17 protein-coding genes are annotated in these 20,972 nt (G+C 72.6%); 11 read left to right on the forward strand and 6 right to left on the reverse strand.

Annotation, left to right across the window (positions count from 1 at the left end; translation table 11 throughout):
- The first annotated feature begins 211 nt into the window (after window positions 1-211).
- The gene (locus NP064_RS02015) at window positions 212-976 is read left to right on the forward strand and encodes a PilZ domain-containing protein (protein ID WP_227568186.1); all 765 of its coding nucleotides are present in this window, start codon (window positions 212-214) and stop codon (window positions 974-976) included.
- 40 nt (window positions 977-1,016) lie between these two features.
- Here NP064_RS02015 and NP064_RS16625 read toward each other — a convergent pair whose 3' ends face one another.
- The gene (locus tag NP064_RS16625; protein ID WP_284439682.1) at window positions 1,017-4,409 is read right to left on the reverse strand and encodes an EAL domain-containing protein; all 3,393 of its coding nucleotides are present in this window, start codon (window positions 4,407-4,409) and stop codon (window positions 1,017-1,019) included.
- A 311-nt stretch (window positions 4,410-4,720) separates the two neighbouring features.
- Here NP064_RS16625 and NP064_RS02035 point away from each other — a divergent pair, with 311 nt between their 5' ends.
- The 3 genes from NP064_RS02035 to NP064_RS02045 all read left to right on the forward strand — a co-directional run bounded on the left by NP064_RS02035 (window position 4,721) and on the right by NP064_RS02045 (window position 7,689).
- Window positions 4,721-6,217, forward strand: coding sequence for a DEAD/DEAH box helicase (locus tag NP064_RS02035; RefSeq protein ID WP_227568185.1), 1,497 nt, complete (start codon window positions 4,721-4,723; stop codon window positions 6,215-6,217).
- A gap of 125 nt (window positions 6,218-6,342) precedes the next feature.
- Window positions 6,343-6,762: a peptide-methionine (R)-S-oxide reductase MsrB gene (msrB, locus tag NP064_RS02040; RefSeq protein WP_227568184.1), complete on the forward strand. Its 420-nt coding sequence runs from the start codon at window positions 6,343-6,345 to the stop codon at window positions 6,760-6,762.
- A gap of 174 nt (window positions 6,763-6,936) precedes the next feature.
- Complete coding sequence (locus NP064_RS02045) at window positions 6,937-7,689, forward strand: nuclease-related domain-containing protein (RefSeq protein WP_227568183.1); 753 nt, start codon at window positions 6,937-6,939, stop codon at window positions 7,687-7,689.
- A 30-nt stretch (window positions 7,690-7,719) separates the two neighbouring features.
- Here the strand turns inward: NP064_RS02045 and NP064_RS02050 are convergent, their stop codons facing one another.
- The 4 genes from NP064_RS02050 to NP064_RS02065 form a co-directional block, all read right to left on the reverse strand.
- Window positions 7,720-8,172, reverse strand: coding sequence for a MarR family winged helix-turn-helix transcriptional regulator (locus tag NP064_RS02050; RefSeq protein WP_227568182.1), 453 nt, complete (start codon window positions 8,170-8,172; stop codon window positions 7,720-7,722).
- A gap of 80 nt (window positions 8,173-8,252) precedes the next feature.
- On the reverse strand, window positions 8,253-9,890 hold the full coding sequence (locus tag NP064_RS02055; protein ID WP_227568181.1) for an MFS transporter: 1,638 nt from the start codon (window positions 9,888-9,890) through the stop codon (window positions 8,253-8,255).
- A 134-nt stretch (window positions 9,891-10,024) separates the two neighbouring features.
- Window positions 10,025-10,528 (reverse strand): MarR family winged helix-turn-helix transcriptional regulator, encoded by a 504-nt coding sequence (locus NP064_RS02060; RefSeq protein ID WP_227568180.1) that lies wholly within the window; start codon window positions 10,526-10,528, stop codon window positions 10,025-10,027.
- 149 nt (window positions 10,529-10,677) lie between these two features.
- A complete protein-coding gene (locus NP064_RS02065; protein WP_227568179.1) occupies window positions 10,678-11,142 on the reverse strand; it encodes a tRNA (cytidine(34)-2'-O)-methyltransferase in 465 nt (154 codons plus the stop codon).
- 97 nt (window positions 11,143-11,239) lie between these two features.
- Between NP064_RS02065 and NP064_RS02070 the strand changes: the two genes are divergently transcribed.
- From NP064_RS02070 to NP064_RS02080, 3 genes are all read left to right on the forward strand, one after another.
- Window positions 11,240-12,277 (forward strand): aldo/keto reductase, encoded by a 1,038-nt coding sequence (locus NP064_RS02070; RefSeq protein WP_227568178.1) that lies wholly within the window; start codon window positions 11,240-11,242, stop codon window positions 12,275-12,277.
- Entirely contained in the window at window positions 12,274-13,104 is an 831-nt protein-coding gene (locus NP064_RS02075) for an alpha/beta fold hydrolase (protein ID WP_227568177.1), read from the forward strand. The genes NP064_RS02070 and NP064_RS02075 overlap by 4 nt, the downstream gene beginning before the upstream one ends.
- Before the next feature lie 177 nt (window positions 13,105-13,281).
- Window positions 13,282-14,055, forward strand: a complete 774-nt coding sequence (locus NP064_RS02080) for an SDR family oxidoreductase (protein ID WP_227568176.1) — start codon at window positions 13,282-13,284, stop codon at window positions 14,053-14,055.
- A gap of 73 nt (window positions 14,056-14,128) precedes the next feature.
- On the opposite strand, the gene recQ is transcribed toward NP064_RS02080, so the two are convergent.
- Window positions 14,129-16,201, reverse strand: coding sequence for a DNA helicase RecQ (recQ, locus tag NP064_RS02085; RefSeq protein WP_227568175.1), 2,073 nt, complete (start codon window positions 16,199-16,201; stop codon window positions 14,129-14,131).
- Window positions 16,202-16,454: 253 nt separating this feature from the next.
- On the opposite strand from recQ, the gene NP064_RS02090 reads away from it, so the two are divergent.
- From NP064_RS02090 to NP064_RS02105, 4 genes are all read left to right on the forward strand, one after another.
- Complete coding sequence (locus tag NP064_RS02090; protein ID WP_227568174.1) at window positions 16,455-17,213, forward strand: GntR family transcriptional regulator; 759 nt, start codon at window positions 16,455-16,457, stop codon at window positions 17,211-17,213.
- Window positions 17,210-18,952: an allophanate hydrolase gene (atzF, locus tag NP064_RS02095; protein ID WP_227568173.1), complete on the forward strand. Its 1,743-nt coding sequence runs from the start codon at window positions 17,210-17,212 to the stop codon at window positions 18,950-18,952. Before NP064_RS02090 ends, atzF begins: the two co-directional genes overlap by 4 nt.
- A gap of 46 nt (window positions 18,953-18,998) precedes the next feature.
- Window positions 18,999-19,970: an ABC transporter substrate-binding protein gene (locus tag NP064_RS02100; RefSeq protein ID WP_227568172.1), complete on the forward strand. Its 972-nt coding sequence runs from the start codon at window positions 18,999-19,001 to the stop codon at window positions 19,968-19,970.
- A 62-nt stretch (window positions 19,971-20,032) separates the two neighbouring features.
- Window positions 20,033-20,971 carry an ABC transporter permease gene (locus NP064_RS02105; protein ID WP_227568165.1) on the forward strand — a complete coding sequence of 313 codons (939 nt, stop codon included), beginning with the start codon at window positions 20,033-20,035 and terminating at the stop codon, window positions 20,969-20,971.
- The last annotated feature ends 1 nt before the right edge of the window (window position 20,972 follow it).

Genomic DNA, 20,972 nt, shown 5'->3' on the forward strand with positions numbered 1-20,972 from the left:
GCGGGGGGACGGCACCAGGACCTCACGGGACGGATCAGGACGGATCACAAGGGAACGGTCGCCCGAGAGTACGGTGCCGCGGCGCCCTCACGCTGCAGGGGCCACGGCGCGTCGGTTTCACCCGGGCCGTTGAGCGGCGCGGCAGACCTCCGCCGTTACCCTCAGGACACCCTTTGCACATTGCGCGAGCCGTTGGCTCGCAGTCTCCTGGATGGACGAGGCCACGATGCACGAGCTGGCCACCTGCACAATCAACGTCGACGGCGGCGCCTCTGTGACGGGCTTCGTCCGCGTCTTCGACGGGGACATGATGATGATCGGCGTCGAGGCGCCGCTGCGGGCGCTCGAGCCTGGCTCTGACGTGACCGTCGAGGTGCTCGACGAGGTCCGCGGCGAGTGCCTCTACGCCGGCTACCTCTCCCGTGTGGGGCCCGACGGCATGGACATCGCCGACGTCGCGCTCGTGTCCACCCTGCAGAAGCGCGAGGTGGTGCGGGTGAGCACGCACGTGGCATGCACCGGCACAGCCCTCGCGCGCTGGACCGACGCGGAGCACGGCGCGCCAGTGACCGGGCCCCCCGCAGCGGCCTCCGCGCCCGCCGTGCCGACCCAGTCGACCGGGTCCGCGGTCGAGGGCGTGGACGGCGGCGAGGACGAGCCCGTCGAGGCGTCGGAGCCCGTCGAGGCCGAGGCCCACGAGGGCGACCTGGCGTTCACGATGCTGGACATCAGCGCCCACGGCATGCGGATCCTGTCGCAGGCCACGCTGCAGCCCGGCCAGCGCATCCGGTTCCTGTACGAGGAGCTGCCGTCGCCGATGCTGCTCGAGGCCGTCGTCGTGCGCGCGCAGCCGTCCCGCACCGGCACGCACTACGGGTGCCGGTTCCTGGGCCTCACCAGCCGCCAGACGGACGATCTGTTCCGGCACGTGCTGCAGACCCAGGGCGTCCAGCGCCGCGAGCGCATGCGGCTCTAGGGCCCACACCCAGACCCGGGGTCACACCCCGGGCCCGGGGTCACACGGCAGGGGCCTCCGCGCACAACGCCGGCTTGAGGCTCTCGAACGAGTGCCCCAGGAGCTCGGCGGCGCGGGCGCCTGGCACGGCGCAGTCGAACAGGTAGCCCTGGCCGATGTCGCAGCCGACCTCGCGCAGCACCGCCAACTGCTCGGAGGTCTCGATGCCCTCGGCGATGACCTCCAGGCCCAGCGCCTTGCCCATCGCGACGATGGCCCGCACCAGCTCGCGGCTCTGCTTCCCGTCGACCAGCTCGTGCACGAACGACCGGTCGATCTTGAGCGCCTCGACCGGGTATCGGTGCAAGGTCTGCAGTGACGAGTGCCCGGCGCCGAAGTCGTCGATGTGCAGCCGCAGCCCGGCGTCGCGCATGCGGGACATCAGCTGCTGGGCCAGCTCGGGCCGCCGCATGATGACGCCCTCCGTGACCTCGAGGGTCAGGCAGGACGCGTCGAGGTCGTGCTTGGCCAGGCTTGACCGGACGTGGTCCACCAGGCCGGCGTGCCAGAACTCGCGGTCGGACAGGTTGATGCTCACGTTCAGCGGCCCGGCGTAGGCGGCGCGCCACTCGGCGATCTGCTGGCACACGTCCTCGATGATCTGGCGGCCGAGGCGCACCACCAGCCCGGTCTCCTCCATGAGGGGCAGGAAGTCGCCCGGGAGCCGGACGCCGTGCTCGGGGTCGTGCCACCGGATGAGCGCCTCGAAGCGCTCGACCGGGCCCTCGTCGAGCAGGACGATCGGCTGGTAGTAGACCTCGAACTGACCCCGGTCGAGGCCCTCCTGGACGGCGCTCTGCAGCTTGACGTGGTGCAGCGCCTCGTCGTGCATCGTCGCGTCGAAGTAGGACAACGAGCCCGGCTCGTGCGACTTCGCGTTGTACATCGCGGCGTCGGCATCGCGCAGGACGTCCTCCGCGTTGTTGTAGTCGACGGCAGACGAGGCGATGCCCAGACTCGCCGTGACCCACAGGGCGTGCCCCTCGACCTCGACGGGCCGTGCGAGCGAGTCCTGGATCCGCCGGACGATCGCTGGCACCGTGTCGGGGGTGACGCCGTCCAGCAGCACGGCGAACTCGTCCCCACCGAACCGGGCGGCCGTGTCCTGCGCGCGCAGGATGGTGCGGAGCCGGTCGCTCACCACCTGCAGCAGGCGGTCTCCGGCCTGGTGGCCCAACGAGTCGTTGACCACCTTGAACCGGTCCAGGTCCAGGAACACCACGGCGAAGGGCGTGCGGCTCTCCTGCCACCGGGCGACGCTGTGCTCGAGGCGGTCCAGGAACATGCGCCTGTTCGGCAGCCCGGTGGCCGCGTCGAAGAGCGCGTTGCGCCGCAGCTTCTCCTCGAGCCGCTTGCGGTGGTCGATGTCGGTCAGTGATCCGAGGAGCCGTTGGCCAGCGGCGCCCACCCCGCTGAGCGGCATGACGCGCGCCAGCAGCCACCGGTGCTCGGGCTCGCCGGGCCCCTGGTAGCGGAGCTCGACCTCGGCGAGCGTCTTCTGCCCTTCGAGGACCTGGCGCACCTCCCTCGTCAGCTCGGGCAGGTCCTCCGGGTGGACGCGGCTGCGCCAGTCCAGCTCGCTGTCCGCCGTGAGGTTGAGCAGCGATCGGCAGCGGTTCGACATGGTGATGGCGCCCTGCGAGTGCCACTCCCACAGACCCTCGTTCATGGCGCGGGCGAGCAGGCCGTACCGCTCCTCGCCGCTGCGCACCGTCTCGGCCAGCGACTCCTGGGCGAACGCGGCGCACAGCAGAGCCGCCCAGTGGTTGTACGTCTGCCGCTCCGATGTGGTGTCCACCGGCCCGATCACCGCGAACCAGCCCCAGTCGTCGGTGGCGGTGCGGACGGGCACCAGGAAGACGACGTCGTTGGTGGCGGGGTTCGACGCGGCGACCAGCTCGGCCGGCGGGAAGGACTCAGGCGCCATCGCCCGGCCCAGGAGGCCGCCGAGGACCCCGTGGGGGTCGTGGACTCCCTCGATGACGAGCTCGGAGCGGTCGACGGTGTCACGCCACATCGCCAGGACGGCGGCGCGGGGGTGCGATCCGGCGAGCCATTCGAGTCGGCGCGGGTCGGACGCGCCATGGCCCAGGATGTCGACCCCGATCCCGTACTGCTCGTGCAGGGATCCCTGCAGCTCGTGGGCGCGCTCGAGGTAGATGCCGGTCTGCAGGTGCCACAGGGCCACCGCGGCACGGGCGCCGACGGTGGTGAGCAGGGCGTCGAGGCAGTCGTCCGCCTGCTCGGACGAGCTGGTCTCCCGCACGTACAGCGAGAAGGCGGCGTCGATACGCTGCAGCACCTCGGGCACGGTGATGTGCTGGGTGAGCGGCTCGAGCGCCTTCTTCAGCGCGTCGGGGGCCGGTTCGCGCCGGGTCGCGATCACCTCGCGCACCGTCCGGACCAGCGACTGGTGGGCGGTGGTCGCGGCGCCCTCGGGCAGGGCGGTGGCGCTATCGCGCAGCGCCTCGTTGATCCTGGCGAGCAGGGCGCCCTCCACGTCGGCGGCGGGGACCTCGCTGGTGTCGACGTCGAGCAGCGGCTTGCAGCCGCACGACGCGCGGGGGGCCAGGTGCGCGGGCCCGGAGTGGTCCTCCTCGGGCGGCGATTGGTTCAGCACGCCGCGCAGCAGTTGCGACGCGCGCATGCCGATGCGGTCGAAGCGCTGGTTCACGCTCGTCAGCGGGGGCTTGGTGTACGCGGCGCCCTCGACGTTGTCGAAGCCGATGATGGCGACGTCCCCGGGCACGGCGACGCCCGCGGCCTTGAACAGGGGCAGCAGGCCCATCGCGTTGCGGTCGGTCGCCACGATCAGGGCCGTCGGGCGCACGGTGGCGTCCTGGCGCAGGAACGCCTGCGCGATCTCCACGCCCCCCTCTTCCACGTTGTGGCTGGCCGGGTAGTAGTGGTCCGGGTCGGGGGTGATGCCGTGGGCCAGCAGTGTGTCGTGGTAGGCGGCGTAGCGCTCGCGGATGTCCGACTGGGCGAGGTTGCCGCCGAAGCCGATGCGCTGGTGCCCGTGCTCGATCAGGTGCTCGACCGCCGCGGCGACCCCGTGCTCGTTGTCCGGCATCGCGGCGGGCACGTCGAGCCCCGCCACCGAGTTGCTCGCGAGCGTCAGCGGCTTGCCGGAGGCGCGGATGGCCTCGAGGTGCGACCGGCGGGTGGCGGTGGAGATCGCGATCACACCGGCTGAGACGTCCATCGCCACGTGGCTCGAGAACGCGGGAGGGTCCACCGTCGTCTCGGTGATGCTGCCGGCGTCGAGCGTCTGCACCACGATGATCCGCTCGTCGTGGGCGGCAGCGTCACGGGCGATGCCGGCGATGAGCGAGCCGTGATAGAACCCTGCTGTCCAGGGGGTCAGCACCAGGACGGTGCTCGGGGGAGCCACGGGTGTGTCCTTCCGATCCGCAGAGCTCCGACCGGTGCGCCGATGCTCGTCCTCCTATCGGCCCGTGATCCTGGGAGTTGACCCGCCTGAGGCCCGTCGGGGCCGTTCTCACCCCCGTATTCACCCATTTGCGTCAGTAGCGCGAGCGCGTGCCCAGGCCCGTGGCGGGCCGGGTTGCGCTGGTAGGGCACAATGGAGGGGTAGATGCGCTTCTTCTTGCGCGTCCGACGTCGTGGAGCACCGGCGGGGCCTTCCCCGCAAGCCGCCGCGAGCCCCGACCGTTCCCAACCGCCGGAAAGGCGCCCCCCTTCATGTCGTTCTCTGCTCTCGGCGTGCCCGAGACCCTGGTCGCTGCCCTCACCACGCAGGGCATCGCCGCTCCGTTCCCCATCCAGACGGCCACGCTGCCCGACACCCTCTCGGGCCGGGACGTGCTGGGCCGTGGCCGCACCGGCTCCGGCAAGACGCTCGCGTTCTCGCTGCCGATGGTCGCGAGGCTCGCCGCCTCGACGGGCGCCCGCCGCCCGGCCCGGCCCCGCGGGCTGGTGCTCGCCCCCACCCGCGAGCTGGCCACGCAGATCGCCGCGACGCTCGAGCCGCTCGCCCGCGCCGAGCGACTGAGCCTGACCACCGTCTTCGGCGGCGTCTCGCAGAACCGCCAGGTCAGCGCCCTCAACGGCGGCATCGACATCCTCGTGGCCTGCCCCGGCCGCCTCGAGGACCTCATCAAGCAGCGTCTCATCTCCCTCGAGGGCGTCGAGATCACCGTGCTGGACGAGGCCGACCACATGGCCGACCTGGGCTTCCTGCCCGGCGTGAAGCGCCTGATGGACCAGACGCCCAAGAACGGCCAGCGCATGCTGTTCTCCGCGACGCTGGACAACGGCGTCGACCAGATCGTCAAGCGCTACCTGCACAACCCGCTGACGCACTCGGTGGACTCCGCCGAGTCGCCGGTCGCGAAGATGACCCACCACGTGCTGGCGGTCGCCGACGCCGAGTCCAAGCGACTGGTCATCAACGAGCTGGCCTCCGGCACCGGGCGCCGGGTGCTGTTCACCCGCACGAAGCACCAGGCGAAGAAGCTCGCCAAGGCGCTGACGGCCACGGGCATCCCCGCGGTGGACCTGCACGGCAACCTGAGCCAGCCGGCGCGCGAGCGCAACCTCGAGGCGTTCTCCTCGGGCTCGGTCAGGGTGCTCGTCGCCACGGACATCGCCGCGCGGGGCATCCACGTCGACCACATCGAGCTCGTGGTGCACGTGGACCCGCCGGCCGAGCACAAGGCCTACCTGCACCGCTCGGGCCGCACCGCCCGCGCCGGTGAGGGCGGCGACGTCGTCACCGTCATGCTCCCCGAGCAAGCCGGCGACGTCCGCACCCTGACCCGCCAGGCGAAGATCACCGTGCAGCCCCAGCAGGTGCGCCCCGGCTCGGCCGTGGTGGCCCGGCTGGTGGGCGAGGTCGCCGCGCACGTCGAGCCCGCCCTTGTGGTGGTTGCCGAGCCCGGTCGCCGTGGCGGCGCGCCGTCGCGTGACGGCGCCGCGGGCGGACCGTCGCGCCGCCGCGGCGGCCGCGGCCGGAGCGCTGGCGGCCAGGGTGGCGGCCAGCCGGGCGCCGGCTCGGGCGGCCAGGGCGGCGCCCGTGGACGTGGCCGGACCGGATCCTCGGCCGCGCCGCAGCGCAGCGCGACGGGCGGCTCGCGCCCGGTGCACTCCACGGCGACCCCGGGCAGCGGATCCAGCAGCCGTGGCGGCGGCGTCGCGATGTCGATGGGCTCCTCCGCGGGCCGTCGCCGCGGGCGCTGAGCCCAGCCGCACACCAGCAGCGCGGAGAGCCTGCGCGGCGGGACACCCTCGGGTCGTCCCCGCCGCGCAGGCTCTCTGCGTAGGGCCGCTGGAATGCGCGAGCAGGCGGCGCCGTTGTGCTGGGCATGGCGAAGGACACGGGCAAGGTGTACGAGGTCGACAAGGACGAGGCGCAGTGGCGGGCCGAGCTCGACCCGGCGGAGTTCCAGGTGCTGCGCCTGGCGGGCACCGAGCGCCCGTGGACGGGCGAGCTCCTCGATGAGAAGCGCGAGGGGGTGTACCGCTGTCGGGCGTGCGGCCAGGAGCTGTTCCGCTCCGACACGAAGTTCGACTCGCACTGCGGGTGGCCCAGCTTCTTCTCCCCGCTCGCCGGGGACAAGGTCGAGCTGATCGAGGATCGCAGCCTGGGGATGACGCGCACCGAGGTGCGATGCGCCCGGTGCGGTTCCCACCTGGGGCATGTCTTCGACGACGCGCCGCAGACGCCCACGGGTGACCGCTACTGCATGAACTCCGTGAGCCTGAGCTTCGAGCCCGGGGCCTGAGCGCTCCGGCACAGGCCGTGCACAGGGCTGTCCACACCGGTGTGTCCAACTCGGAGCGAATGATCCGGGTCCACATCGGCGTGCCGTGCCCGACACGCCGGTGGACGCGGCTCCCACACGGGTTGTCCACCACAGGTGGTTCAGTCCCGGCCTCGGGGCGCCGATAATGAACGCGTGACCGAGGCTCTGATCGTGCGGCGATGGCGGCGTTACGGCGCCGACCGCCTTTACGTGACTGCTGAGTCCGGCGCGCGGGTCGGCTGCGTCGACCTGCAGTCGGGCGAGGTCATCGTGGACGAGCCCATCCTCGAGGCCGGTGTGCGCAAGGCCGCGCAGGCCTACCTGCGCTCCTACGTCACCGAGCTGGTCCTGCCCTTCCAGGTCGAGGGCGGCCTCGAGGAGCTGGACGAGCTGCGGGCCCTGGACGGCGACGTCTACGAGCCCGGCGTCCGCACCCGCGCGAGCTCGGTGCGCGTGCGGCTCGACGCGTTGACCACCCAGGGGTGGCACGTGGTGCACTCGGTGCCGCTGGGCCGCCAGGGCACGGTGGTGGACCACCTGCTCATCGGCCCGGGCGGGATCTTCACGGTGAGGGAGTGCGCCCACCCTGGCCAGCACATCGTGGTGCGCAAGCGGACCATGACGGTGGACGGCGAGCCGGTGGCCTACCAGCGCGACGCGCGCCTCGAGGCGTCGCGGGTGCAGGCGCTGCTCCGCGCGGCGGTCGGGTCACAGCTCACGGTGCGCGCAGTGCTGGTGCTGCAGGGCATCGTCGACATGGCGCCCGGCGAACGGCCTGACGACGTCCTGGTGATGGCCCGCAGCGACGTGCCCGGATCGTTCCTCAACCTGCTGGAGCGGATCGAGCCGCCGCGGGTCGACGCCATCGCCGCGATCGCGCGGCAGCGCACCACCTGGTCGCGCTGAGGGCGCGGAGCCCGCGCCCGCCGGACTAGATCACTCGAGCGTGCGTCGAGCCCCGTCGAGGCTGCTGTTGAGCCGAGCGAGCTGCTCGGCGAGGCGCTCGAGGTCCGATCCCGTCCATTCCTGTAGCGCGCGCTCGAAGAACTCGCGGCGGGCCTTGCGGGATCGCGCGAGCCGGTCGGCCCCCGCCGGGGTGAGCTGGATGAGCTGGCCGCGCGAGTCGTCGGGGTCGGTGCTGCGCTCGATCAGCCCGAGCTCGTCGAGGCGCGCGAGCTGGCGGGACATGGTGCCCCGCCCCACCCCGATGTGATCGGCGAGCTCGCTGGCCCGCACGCCCGGAACCTGCTCGATCCGGGCGACGATCGGGTAGGCGGCGGGCTCGAGGTCGGGGTGCACGTGTCGTGCCATCCGGGGCGCCGCGGCGTTCGCGCGGCGCAGCAGGAGGGCGAGCTCACGCTCCACGCGCTGCACGGTGTCGGTGTCCACGACAGACATCCTCCCGTGTCCTGGGCGCCGTGGGCGCCGCCTGCGGGTGGGCAGGCGGCGCCCACGGCGATGGTTCGGTCCTACCGGGCCTGCTGGTCGAGCCCGTCGGCCCCTGCCGTTGCCCGCTCGGCGGGCGTCGCGGCGGGGTCTGCGCCGCCCTCAGCCTCCGCCTCCGCCGCGGCCAGGCGAGCCTGCGCCTCGGCCTGCTCGGCGAGCCGCAGCTCGACGCCGGAGCGCTCGCCCAGCGGCACCTCCTTGAGGAAGCACACCGCGATCAGGGCCACGACGGCCAGGGGCACGGCCAGCAGGAACAGGAACGCCACGCCCTCGCCGTACGAGGACTCGACCACCGTCTTGACCGGCTCGGGGATGGTGGCGACGTTCGGGATCGACGACGTGCTGCCGCCGAGGGCCGAGACGTCGATGCCGAGCGCGGCCAGGCCCTCGGTCAGCAGCGAGGTGATCTTGTTGCCGAGCACGGCGCCCAGCACCGAGACGCCCATCGCGCCACCGAGCGTGCGGAAGAACGCGACGGTCGACGTGCCGGATCCGACCTCGTCCACGGCCAGGGTGTTCTGCGCGGCGAGGACCAGGTTCTGCATGAGCATGCCCAGGCCGCAGCCGAGCACGAACATGTAGACGCACACGAGCACGAAGTTCGTGTCGTACCGGATGGTGCCCATCAGGGCCATGCCCGCGGACAGCAGCACCGCGCCGGCGATCATGTACCCCTTGTACTTGCCGGTGACGCTGATGATGCGCCCGCTGATGGTCGAGGCGAGGAACAGCCCGAAGATCTGCGGGATGGTGATGAGGCCGGAGGCCGTGGCGGACATGCCGCGCGCCACCTGCATGTACTGGCTCAGGAACACCGAGGTGCCGAACATCGCGATGCCCACCGCGATGGAGGCGACGACCGCGAGCACCAGGGTGCGGTTGCGGAACAGGTGCAGCGGGATGATCGGCTCGGTCGCACGGGACTCGACCCACACCGCGAGCGCGAGGGCCAGCACCGATCCGAGGACGAAGACCGCGGTCTGCCAGGACAGCCAGTCGAACTTGCTGCCGGCGAAGGTGACCCACAGCAGCAGGCCGCCGATGCCGACGGACAGCAGGGACGCCCCCGCGTAGTCGATGTTCAGCTTGCGGCGGGGCATCGGCGGCAGCTTGAGGGTGCGCTGCAGCACGATGATCGCGGCGATCGCGAACGGCAGGCCGATGAAGAAGTTCCAGCGCCAGCCGGGGCCGTCGGTGATGACCCCGCCCAGCAGCGGGCCGCCCACCATGCCGAGGCCCATGATGCCGCCCATCAGGCCCATGTACTTGCCGCGCTCGCGCGGGGAGATGATGTCGGCGATCAGGACGGTGCCGAGGGCGGTGAGGCCGCCGGCGCCGATGCCCTGGAAGGCGCGCATGCTGATGAGCATCCCGGTGCTCTGCGAGAGCCCGGCGACCGCCGAGGACAGCACGGAGATGGCCAGCGCGAGCTGGATCAGCATCTTGCGGTCGACCAGGTCGGACAGCTTGCCCCAGATGGGCGTGGTGATCGTGGTGGTGAGCAGGGTCGCGGTGACGACCCAGGTGTACGAGGACTGCGAGCCGTTGAGGTCGCTGATCACACGGGGGAGCGAGGTCGAGACGACGCTCGTGGCGAGCACCGACACGAACATGCCCAGGAGGATCCCGGACAGGGCCTCGAGCACCTGGCGGGGCGTCATGGCCGGCGCGTCCGCTGGTGGGGTCGGGGCCGTCTCAGGCAGTGCGGGGTTCTGTGCGGACATCGATGGGGCTCTCGGTTCTGTGCGGGAGGTCGGGAGGCAGGTGGCGCCGCGCGTCGGGCCGGGCGGCGCGGTCAGGCGGGGAGCGCGTCGGGGTGGGCCTGTGCGGCCTGGTCGGGATGGTGTCCCGCGGCCACGTCCGCGCTGATCCGCTGGATCTGCGCGGCGGTCGTGAGGAGCTCCTCGGGCGTCCAGTCGGCGAAGGTGGCCGCGGCGCGCGCGTCGATCTCGCGGGCGCTCGTCGCGGCGACCTGGCGCCCGGCCGGCGTGAGCTGGACGGTCCGGACCCGTCGGTCCAGGCAGGGGGTGTGCGGGACTGCTCGTTCGACGAGGCCTCCGCCCACCAGTGCGGTGACGTGCCGGCTGGCGACGGACAGGTCCACGCGGAGGTGGCTGGCGATGTCGGTGATGGGCAGCGCGCCACGGGTCTGCAGCAGGCGGACGACCGTGAGCGCTGCTCGGGGGAGGTTCAGGTCGCGGGCGAGCTGGACGCCGAACTCGCGTTGGACGCGGGCGAGCTGCTCGATCGCGGCGACCAGTGCGCGGTAGGGCGGCTCGATCGCCTCGGGGTCGTGCATCGTTCGGAGGGGCCTCTCGTTGGTTGCAGCAGGCAACTTATCAGAGATGCTTGTGCTGAGCAATTATCGCCCAAGGCAACTTGTCGTCGGCGAGAGAACACGGTCCGCGGCCCGGGCCGCGGGCCAGAGCGCGGACTCGGCGGCAGGGCTCAGCGCACCCCGTCGAAGTCGCGCTGCCGCCACGCCTCGTAGGCCGCGATGGCCGCCGCGTTCGAGAGGTTCAGCGAGCGACGGCCCGCCAGCATCGGGATCCGCACCTGGGCGGTGATCCGTGGATGGGCGAGCACCTCCGGGGGCAGCCCCGTCGGCTCCGGCCCGAACAGCAGGATGTCATCGGCCCGGTACTCCACGTCGCTGTGCCGAGACGTCGCATGCGTCGTGAACGCGAAGACCCGCGCGTCCGGCGCCGACGCGAGGAACGCCTCCAGGTCCGGATGCACCACGACGTGCGCGAGGTCGTGGTAATCCAGCCCGGCCCGCCGCAGCTTGGGCTCGGAGAGGTCGAAGCCCAACGGCTCGATCAGGTGCAGGGTCGAGCCGGTCGCGGCCGCCAGGCGGATCGCGCTGCCGGTGTTGCCGGGGATTCGGGGTTCGAAGAAGGCCACATGCGTCACCGGGTGATCCTCGCACTCGCCGTAGGGTGTCCCTCCCGCCCACCCGTAAGGTGGAGACGGCCCGCAGAGCGGCGGTTCCACACCCGAGAGGATCACCATGTCCACGCAGTCCCCGTACCGCGCCGCTGACGAGCGCTACGACGCGATGGCCTACCGGCGCGCCGGGCGCAGCGGGCTCGACCTGCCCGCGCTCTCGCTGGGCCTGTGGCACAACTTCGGGGACACCACGGCGCTGGAGACCCAGCGCGACGTGCTGCTCCGCGCCTTCGACCTCGGCATCACGCACTTCGACCTGGCGAACAACTACGGCCCGCCGGCCGGATCGGCGGAGCGGAACTTCGGCCTGCACCTCGCGCGGGACCTGCGGCCGTACCGCGACGAGCTGGTCATCTCCAGCAAGGCGGGCTACGACATGTGGCCCGGCCCCTACGGCGACGGGGGCTCCCGCAAGTACCTGCTGGCCTCGCTCGACCAGTCCCTGGGGCGGCTCGGGCTCGACTACGTGGACGTCTTCTACTCCCACCGCCCCGATCCCTCGACGCCGATCGAGGAGACGATGGGCGCACTCCACACCGCCGTCACCAGCGGCAAGGCCCTGTACGCCGGCATCTCGAACTACAGCCCCTCGCAGACCCGCGAGGCCCAGCGGGTGCTCGCCGAGATGGGCACGCCGTTGCTCATCCACCAGCCCAGCTACTCGATGTTCAACCGGCACGTCGAGCAGCCCGAGGGCGGTGACGGCGAGTCCCTGCTGGACGTGGTGGGCGACCTGGGCATCGGCATGATCGTCTTCTCCCCGCTGGCGCAGGGCCTGCTGACCAGCCGCTACCTCAGCGGCGAGGCCCCTGCAGGGTCGCGGGCCTCGATCGGCCACTTCCTCAAGCCGGAGCGCATCGACGCGACGTACCTGGCCCGCGCGCGCGCGCTGGACGACCTCGCTCGGGAGCGCGGGCAGTCGCTGGCGCAGCTGGCGCTGTCCTGGGTGCTGCGGGACCAGCGGGTCACCTCCGCGCTCGTGGGCGCCAGCTCGGTGGCCCAGCTCGAGGACAACGTGGCGGCGCTGCGGGCGCCCGCCCTCACCGACGCGGAGATCGCCGCCATCGAGCCGCTCGCGGTCGACGGGACCGCCCGGTGACCCCGGGGCCCACCACCGCGTACGGGCGGCTCGGGGACATCTCCTGGTCGACGTACGGCTCGCACTCTCAGGCGGCCACCCCGGTCCTGCTGCTGCACAGCGTCACCGACTCGAGCGAGGTATTCGCCCCGCTGCTCGACCCGCTGGCCGCCGGTCGGCTGGTCGTCACCCTCGACGCCCGCGGGCACGGCAACACGCCGCTCTCCCCGGCGCCGTTCACCGTGGGGGCGCTCGCCTCCGACGTGCTCGCGGTGCTGCGCGACGTGGTGCGCCGTCCTGTCGTGGTGGTGGGCCACGGCCTGGGCGCCCTCATCGCCGAGGAGGTCGCGCTCACCGAGCCGTCGCTGCTCGTCGCCCTGGTGCTCGAAGACCCGGCCTGGCGCGTCGAGGCCACCACCTCCGCCGGAGTGCCCGCGTTCCTGCCGTCCTACCTCGAGTCGTTCAGGGGCGCCGACGAGGCGACGCTGCTCGAGCGCGCGCGCGCCGAGCACCCGACCTGGCCCGAGGACGAGCTGCTGCCGTGGGTGCACGCCAAGCAGCGGGTCGACCAGAAGCTGGCCGCCCGGGCGCAGGAGTGGTACGGGCGCGACTGGGTCGGGGTGCTGGGCTCCATCCGGGTGCCGGTGACCGTCCTGGCGGGGGAGCCGCAGCACGGCTCGCTAGTCGACCCCGCCGACATCGCCCGCGCCCAGTCCCTGCTGGGCGCCCAGCTCACCTACGTCCAGGTGCCCGGGGTGGGGCGCAGCGTGCGGCGCGAGGCGAGGGAGACGTACCTCACAGCGCTGCGCGACGTCTTCGCCATCGCGGACGCCGCTCCTCACGACTGAGACCCAGGCCAGCGCCCTGCCGGTGCGCGCGCCATGCGGTTCTCCGGGCCGTCGTCTGCCCTGCGTGGGTCTAACGTCCCAGGTGGGGGGCGTATCGTCGCGCCGCCCGGCAAAGGAGCCGGGCGCGGATTAACGGCCGCCCCGGCAAAGGAGCCGGGCGCGGATTAAGGAGTGAGCATGCGCACCATCGTTGTCACCGGCGCGGCGTCTGGAATTGGCCGGGCCACCAAGGAGCTTCTCGAGTCACGCGGCGACCGCGTGATCGGCGTGGACCTGCGCGAGGCCGACGTCACCGTCGACCTCAGCACCTCGGAAGGGCGTGCGGCGCTCGTCGAGGGCGTGGGTGATCTGACCGGCGGCCGGATCGACGCGATCGTGGCCAACGCGGGGCTCTCGCACGAGATTCCCGTGACCATGGCCGTCAACTACTTCGGCGCGGTGGCCACGCTCGAGGGCCTGCGCCCCTTCCTGGCTGGCTCTGAGGCTCCGCGCGCTGTGACCACCAGCTCGATGGCGAGCCTGCGCCCGTCCGACGACGTGCTCGTCGAGGCCGCGCTCGCCGGCGACGAGGCCAAGGCGCTGGCACGGGCAGCCGAGCTCGTCGAGAGCGGGCCGCAGAGTGTCATCTACCCGAGCAGCAAGCGCGCGCTCAGCCGGTGGCTGCGCCGCACCGCCCCGACCCCCGCATGGGCCGGCGCGGGCATCCCGATCAACGCGATCGCCCCGAGCGTCGTGCTGACGGCGATGACGGCCCAGATGCTGGGCTCCGAGGAAGGTCGCGACATGGTGTCGTCCCACGTGCCGATGCCACTCAACGGCTACATGCCTCCCGAGTCGGCCGCGGCGCTGTTCGCCTGGCTGGTCAGCCCAGAGAACACCCACCTGTGCGGGCAGGTCATCTTCATCGACGGCGGCACCGACGTCGTGATGCGCGGCGACAGCACCTGGTGATCCCCAGGGCGCCCGGGCACTGGGCGCCCCCGCGGCGGGCGGCTGACCGGCCCTGGGCGGGCCGGTCAGCCGCTCACGCGTCCGCGTCCAGGGTGGCGATGACCTGCTCGCCGTACCGCTCGAGCTTGGCGGCCCCGATCCCCGAGATGGCCCCGAGCTCGGCGGTGCTGCCCGGGCGCCGGGTGGCGATCTCCCGCAGCGTCGCGTCGTGGAAGATCACGTAGGCAGGGACGCCCGCCTCCTTGGCCGCGCCCGCGCGCCACGCACGGAGCTTCTCGAAGGTCGCGGCGTCCTCGGGCGCCAGGTCCGCGGCCGCGGCCGCCTTGCCCCGCCGCGAGCTCTGCCGCGGCGCCTTCGCCCGGGCGGTCTCGCGGCGCAGCCGCACCTCGCGCTGGCCGGACAGCACATCGGCGCTGGCCTCGGTGAGCACCAGGGTGCCGTAGCCGTCGCTCGTCACCCCCAGCAGCCCCTGCGCCAGCAGCTGGCGCACCACGCCGCGCCACTCGGCCTCGGAGAGCTCCGTGCCGATGCCGAAGACGCTGAGCTGGTCGTGGCCGTGCTGCGCCATGCGCGGGGTCTGCTTGCCCAGCAGGATGTCGATCACGTGCCCGGCCCCGAAGCGCTGCCGGCGCTCGCGGTCCAGCCGCAGCACGGTGGACAGGAGCATCTGCGCGGCCCGGGTGCCGTCCCAGCCCTCGGGCGGGGCCAGGCAGGTGTCGCAGTTGCCGCACGGCTCGCTCGCCTGGCCGAAATACGCCAGCAGCTGCACGCGCCGGCACTCGACCGTCTCGCACAGCGCCAGCATCGCGTCGAGGTGCTGGCCCAGGCGGCGGCGGTGCGCCGCGTCCCCCTCCGACGTGTCGATCATCCGGCGCTGCTGGACGACGTCCTGCAGGCCGTAGGCGAGCCATGCCGTCGCGGGCAGGCCGTCGCGTCCCGCGCGCCCGGTCTCCTGGTAGTAGCCCTCGACGGACTTCGGCAGGTCGAGGTGTGCGACGAAGCGCACGTCGGGTTTGTCGATGCCCATGCCGAACGCGATGGTCGCGACCATCACGAGGCCGTCCTCGCGCAGGAAGCGCGACTGGTTCCGGGCCCGGACCCGCGCGTCGAGCCCCGCGTGGTACGGGAGCGCGGGGATGCCCTGCTTGACCAGGAAGTCGGCGGTCTTCTCGACTGACGCCCGGGACAGGCAGTAGACGATGCCCGCGTCGCCCGCGTGCTCGGTGCGCAGCAGCTCGAGGAGCTGCTGCTGCGGGCTCGCCTTGCTGACGATCCGGTACTGGATGTTCGGGCGGTCGAAGGACGCCACGAAGTGGCGCGCGTCCTCGAGCTGGAGGCGCTGGGCGATCTCGGCGTGGGTGGCGCGCGTCGCGGTGGCGGTCAGCGCGATGCGGGGGACCGACGGCCACCGCTCGTGCAGGATCGACAGCTGCAGGTAGTCGGGTCGGAAGTCGTGTCCCCACTGCGCGACGCAGTGCGCCTCGTCGATCGCGAACAGGCTGATCTCGCCGCGGTCCAGCAGGTCCAGCGTCGAGGGGACCTTGAGCCGCTCAGGGGCCAGGTACAGCAGGTCGAGCTCGCCAGCGAGGAACGCGTCCTCGACCTCCCGGCGCTGCGCGGCGTCCTGGGTGGAGTTGAGGAACCCGGCCCGGGCTCCCAGGGCTGACAACGCGTCGACCTGGTCCTGCATGAGGGCGATCAGCGGGGAGACGACCACGCCGACGCCCGGCCGCACCAGTGCGGGCACCTGGTAGCACAGGGACTTGCCGCCGCCGGTGGGCATGAGAACCAGTGCGTCGCCGCCCTGCACCACGGTGTCGATGATCTCGGCCTGGTCGCCGCGGAACGCGTCGTAGCCGAACACCGTGTGCAGCACGTCGAGCGGCTCGGGCGGTGGCCCCGCCGGCGCCCTGCGGGCGGTGGCGGCACGGGCGGCTGCCGCGGCGCCGTCGGGACGGGACGCGCTCGGCGGGGTGACGAAGGTCGGCGCCCGGTGGTCGTGCGGTGGGCCGTCGTACGGCTCGTACGGCGGCGCGTCCTCCGGGGGCGGCTCCTCGTCGAAGAACGGGTACCACTCGGGCGCCGGCTCCGCGTCGCGGGCTCCGATGTCCGCGCCGGAGGGGGACGACGCGTGGGGGGAGGTCATGCTTCCACTGTAGGAGGCCCGACCACCACGACCAGGCTCCACCGGGCGCCAGGGCGCCGACGTCGATCGGCCGTGCGGGTGGGTCTTCGATGGCGAATCCCAACTGGTGGTCAGTTTTCGTGGATCCATGCTTGCGTTTTCGCAGGTCAGTGCGCGATGAAACGTCGCAGAAACGCACGGACACCGCGTGTTCACTCTGGGCGACCTCACGCGTAACACGAGGCGCCGAATGTATGCAGCTATGTGGACAACAGTGGATGCGACGCCCGCGCGGGCCTCCCGCAGCGATGCGGTGTACGCCGCGCTGCGCGACGAGCTGATGAGCGGCCGGGTGTCTCCCTGGGAGCGGCTCGGCGAGGAGCGGCTGGCCGAGCGGTACGCCGTGTCGCGGACCCCGGTGCGCGAGGCGCTGGCCCGGCTCCTCGCGGACGGCCTGGTGGAGAAGCGGTCCGGGGGGCTGTACCTCTACACGCCGACCTTCGAGGACCTCGCGGCGCTGTACGAGCTGCGGGTGCTGCTCGAGGTGCAGGGCATCCGCCGCGTGGTGGACGACCCGACCCTCACGCACGACCGCGCGCTCCTCGAGCCCGAGCTGGAGGCGTGGCACGGGCTGCGGGACGAGCGGCCAGCGCCGACCCCCGACTTCGTGACCGTCGACGAGCGCTTCCACACCGTGCTGCTCGCGTCCTCCGGCAACCGCGCGTTGTCGGGAGCGCTCACCCAGGTGAACCAGAAGATCCGGGCCGTGCGGATGTACGACTACGTCACCGCCGACCGGATGAGCGCGACCGTCGACGAGCACGTCGAGATCGTCGAGCTGGTGCTCGCGGGCCGGCTGCGCAGCGCCCTCGACGCCCTCACCGAGCACGTCGGCGCGTCCAAGGACGTGGTGGTCGAGCGCGCCGCCCATGCGCTCGCGATCGCCACCCGCAGCCACATCGACGGCCGGAGCCCTTTCCCCGCCGCCGACGCCCCCGAACTGAGCACTGCCGACGGACGGAGCCCCCGATGACCTCTGCACAGACCCGCGGGACCACCCCGTCCACGACCGCCCCCACCGAGCGGGTGCGCGAGGCGTACCGCCGCGACGCGGCCGCCGGGCGCCCCGAGGTGTGGCTGACCCTGCGGCCCGAGGCCGACGTGCTGGCGGACGCCGCCACGGTCGAGTCGCGTCTGGCCGCAGGAGAGGACCTGCCGCTCGCGGGCCTGGTCCTGGCGGTCAAGGACAACGTCGACGTGGCCGGCCTGCCCACCACGGCGGGGCACCCGGACTTCGCCTACACCCCGGAGCGCACCGCCACCGCGGTGCAGCGCTTGATCGACGCGGGCGTGGTGGTGATGGGCAAGACGGCCCTGGACCAGTTCGCCACCGGCCTCACGGGCGCCCGGAGCCTTGCCGGGGCGGTGCGCTCGGCGGCGGACCCCGAGCGCGTCAGCGGCGGGTCCAGCTCCGGATCAGGCGCCGCAGTGGGCCTGGGCATCGCCGACCTGGCGATCGCCACGGACACCGCGGGGTCCGGACGCGTGCCCGCCGCCTTCAACGGCGTCATCGGCGTCAAGCCCACCTACGGCCTCGTGCCCAAGGACGGCGTGGTGCCGGCCTGCCCCTCGTACGACTGCGTGACGGTGCTCGCGCCGAGCCTCGGGCTGGCCACTCAGGCGATCCGGACGATGACGGGCCCGTCCGCGCTCGACCCCGCCTCGCGCGACTGGCCGTCGGACGCCCGGCTGGGCGCGCCCGCCGCCCCGCGGGTGGCCGTCCCCCGCGACGAGGACCTGGACACGCTCGGCCCTCAGGCCCGGGAGCACTTCGCCGCCGCCGCCCAGCGGCTCGAGGCGCGTGGGGCCGTGGTCGCCACGATCGACCTGACGCCGTTCGTGCACGCGGCCCGCCTGCTCTACGACGGCGCCCTCGTCGCCGAGAGGCACGCGTCCTTCGGGGAGTTCCTCGCCGCCCACCCCGAGCACGCCGAGCCGTCCGTCGCCGCGATCGCCTCCGTCGCCGCCCAGGTCACCGGGTCCGCGGTGGTCCGCGACCAGGAGTTGCTGCGCTCGCTGCGGGCCGAGGCGATGGCCGCGTTCGAGGGCTTCGACGCCCTGCTGACGCCCACCGCTCCCAGCCACCCCACGGTCGCGGCGGTGCTGGCCGATCCGATCGCCGTCAACTCGGGGCTCGGCGTCTACACCAACTTCGTCAACCTGCTCGGCCTGGCCGCGGTGGCCGTGCCCGCGGGGGAGTCGGCATCCGAAGGGCTGTTCGGCGTGACGGTGGTGACCCGCGCCTTCGAGGACCAGGTGGGCCTGGACCTGGCCGGGTGGCTCCTCGACGAGGAGCCCGGGCAGCCGTACCCGACCACGGGCGTCCCCACGGTCGTGTTCGGGGCGCACCTGCGCGGCGAGGCCCGCAACCACGAGCTGGAGGAGCTCGGCGCGCGGTTCGTCCGTGAGGTCGTCACCGCCCCGGACTACCGCATGCACGTGACGGATGACGGCGGCCGACCCATCGTGGTCCCCGCCGCGGCCGGCGCCGGCCAGTCCTTCCCCGGCGAGGAGTGGCTCCTTTCGGAAGCAGCGCTCGGCCGGCTCGTCACGAGGGTCGCCGCGCCGCTGGCCCTCGGGCACGTGACCCTCGCCGACGGCTCCTCGGTGGTCGGCTTCGCGGGCGCCGTCATCGGCCACGAGGGCGACATCAGCGCCGCCGGCGGGTGGCGCGCCCACCGTCGAGGGCTCGACGCCCTGCTCGTCCACTGACCCGTCCGCTCCCAGACTCGCCCACCCCCCGGAAGAAGAGGCAACCATGAAGCGCTCTCCCCGTCCCCTCGCCTCCGTCGCGACAGCGGCACTGCTCGTCGCGGCCCTCGCCGCCTGCGGCTCGGCTGAGGCCGAGACCACCGCGGCCGACGGCTCGACCCTCGTGAAGGTCGGCACCCTCAAGGGGCAGCCGCACCTGTTCCACCCGCACCTGTACGCCGACCGGGCCACGGACGACATCACCTTCGAGGTCGTCCAGTTCGACACCTCGCCCGACATCAAGAACGCGGTGGTCAGCGGCAACATCGACTTCGGCGTCACCGGTGTGCCGTCGGCGCTCTCGGGGGCCGCGGCCGGGCAGGACGTCGTGGTGGTGGCCGGCGCGGCCGACGGCGGCTCAGGCATCGTGGGCAACGCCGACATCACCTCGGTGAAGGACCTGGTGGGCCGCACCGTCGGGTTCCCGCAGGGCTCGTCGCAGGAGATCCTGCTGCGGCTCACGCTGGAGGCCAACGGCATCGACATCGACGACCTCACGCTGGTGAACCTGTCGTTCTCCGACATGGCGAGCGCGCTGGCCAGCGGCAAGATCGACGCCTTCTCGAGTGCCGAGCTCGGCCCGTCGATCGCGCTGCAGGCAGGCGCCCGCCAGGTCGTCTCCCCGTACGACACGCCTGTCGGCAAGGTCAACATCGGACTGGTGACGACCCAGCGGCTGATCGACGAGGACCCCCAGCTGGTGCAGTCGGTGGTCAAGACCCACGTGCGCGCCACGGCCTACATGGTCTCCAACCCTGACGAGTGGGCCGCCGGCGTCGTCGAGAAGTACGGCCTGGACGCGGCGGTCGTGGAGACGGCCATCGCCAACATCTGGCCGCGGTGGGACCTCGACGACGAGTACCTGGCCCAGGTCGACGCGCTCACCGAGCAGATGCACGCCCTCGGGTACATCGAGTCCAAGCCCGCCGCAGCGGACGTGGTCGACCGCACGTTCGTCGCAGCGGCGAAGTCCTCCTGATCCGCGGCGCCTGGCCAGGCGAGTCGCCTGGCCAGGCGCCCCACCCACCGCAAGGAGGTCCGATGACCACCCCGACCTTGACCCCCGGATCCGCCGCCCCCGCGGCTGCCCGCCAGCCGTCCCCCGACGCTCAGCAGGGGGCTCGCCGTCGACCAGCGCCGCTGCTCCGCCGACGCGCGCCACGCGCGAAGTCCCGCGACTGGAAGGGCGGGCTGCGCGCCGTCGGCCTCGCGCTCCCCGTCCCCGTGATCGTCCTCGTGCTGTGGCACCTGGGCGTCCGCAACGCCTGGACCCTGCCGTTCGGCATCCAGATGGCCTTCGTGCCCACCCCGGGCGAGGTGCTCAGCCGCATGGTGGACATCGCCGTCGGGTCGGAGAAGGACGCCTTCAGCGGGAGCTTGTGGGAGCACATGTGGGCCTCGACCGGGCGCGTGCTCAGCGGCTTCGGCATCGCCGCCGCGTGCGCCATCCCGCTCGGCATCCTGATGGGCCGGTACGGCGTGGTCAACCGGATGTTCGACCCGGTGGTCAACCTGGTGCGGCCCGTGCCCGTCACCGCATGGGCGCCGCTGACGCTGCTGATCATCGGCTTTGGTGACAGGTCGACGATCTTCCTGGTGTTCCTCGCGGCGTTCTTCCCGATCCTGCTCAACACGATCGCGGGGGTGCGGCGGGTCCCGGTGCGGCTGCTGGAGGCCGCGGCGATGCTCGGCACCAAGCCCGCCCAGGTGCTCTACAAGGTCGTGCTGCCGTCCGCCATGCACAGCATCGTCGGAGGGCTGCGGATCGCCCTGGGGCTGTGCTGGGTGATCCTCGTGGTCGGGGAGACGGTCGGCATCAGCGTCGGCCTCGGCTCGATGATCACGCAGGCCCGCGACATGTCGAAGACGGACCTGATCGTCGCCGGCATGGTCGTGATCGGCCTCGCCGGGTTCGTGGCCGACCGCCTCCTCGCCCTCCTCGTCAAGGCCGTCACGCGCGGCCGCCCGACCCTCTCCTAGG

Source organism: Cellulomonas chengniuliangii (genome assembly GCF_024508335.1).
Classification (GTDB): Bacteria; Actinomycetota; Actinomycetes; order Actinomycetales; family Cellulomonadaceae; genus Cellulomonas_A; species Cellulomonas_A chengniuliangii.

Excerpts from the sequence above, each read along its gene's own strand:
- NP064_RS02015 (WP_227568186.1), top strand. The coding sequence starts at position 212 with ATGGACGAGGCCACGATGCACGAGCTGGCCACCTGCACAATCAACGTC.
- NP064_RS02035 (WP_227568185.1), top strand. The coding sequence starts at position 4,721 with ATGTCGTTCTCTGCTCTCGGCGTGCCCGAGACCCTGGTCGCTGCCCTC.
- msrB (WP_227568184.1), top strand. The coding sequence starts at position 6,343 with ATGGCGAAGGACACGGGCAAGGTGTACGAGGTCGACAAGGACGAGGCG.
- NP064_RS02055 (WP_227568181.1), bottom strand. The coding sequence starts at position 9,890 with ATGACGCCCCGCCAGGTGCTCGAGGCCCTGTCCGGGATCCTCCTGGGC.
- NP064_RS02060 (WP_227568180.1), bottom strand. The coding sequence starts at position 10,528 with ATGCACGACCCCGAGGCGATCGAGCCGCCCTACCGCGCACTGGTCGCC.
- NP064_RS02070 (WP_227568178.1), top strand. The coding sequence starts at position 11,240 with ATGTCCACGCAGTCCCCGTACCGCGCCGCTGACGAGCGCTACGACGCG.
- NP064_RS02080 (WP_227568176.1), top strand. The coding sequence starts at position 13,282 with ATGCGCACCATCGTTGTCACCGGCGCGGCGTCTGGAATTGGCCGGGCC.
- recQ (WP_227568175.1), bottom strand. The coding sequence starts at position 16,201 with ATGACCTCCCCCCACGCGTCGTCCCCCTCCGGCGCGGACATCGGAGCC.
- atzF (WP_227568173.1), top strand. The coding sequence starts at position 17,210 with ATGACCTCTGCACAGACCCGCGGGACCACCCCGTCCACGACCGCCCCC.
- NP064_RS02100 (WP_227568172.1), top strand. The coding sequence starts at position 18,999 with ATGAAGCGCTCTCCCCGTCCCCTCGCCTCCGTCGCGACAGCGGCACTG.
- NP064_RS02105 (WP_227568165.1), top strand. The coding sequence starts at position 20,033 with ATGACCACCCCGACCTTGACCCCCGGATCCGCCGCCCCCGCGGCTGCC.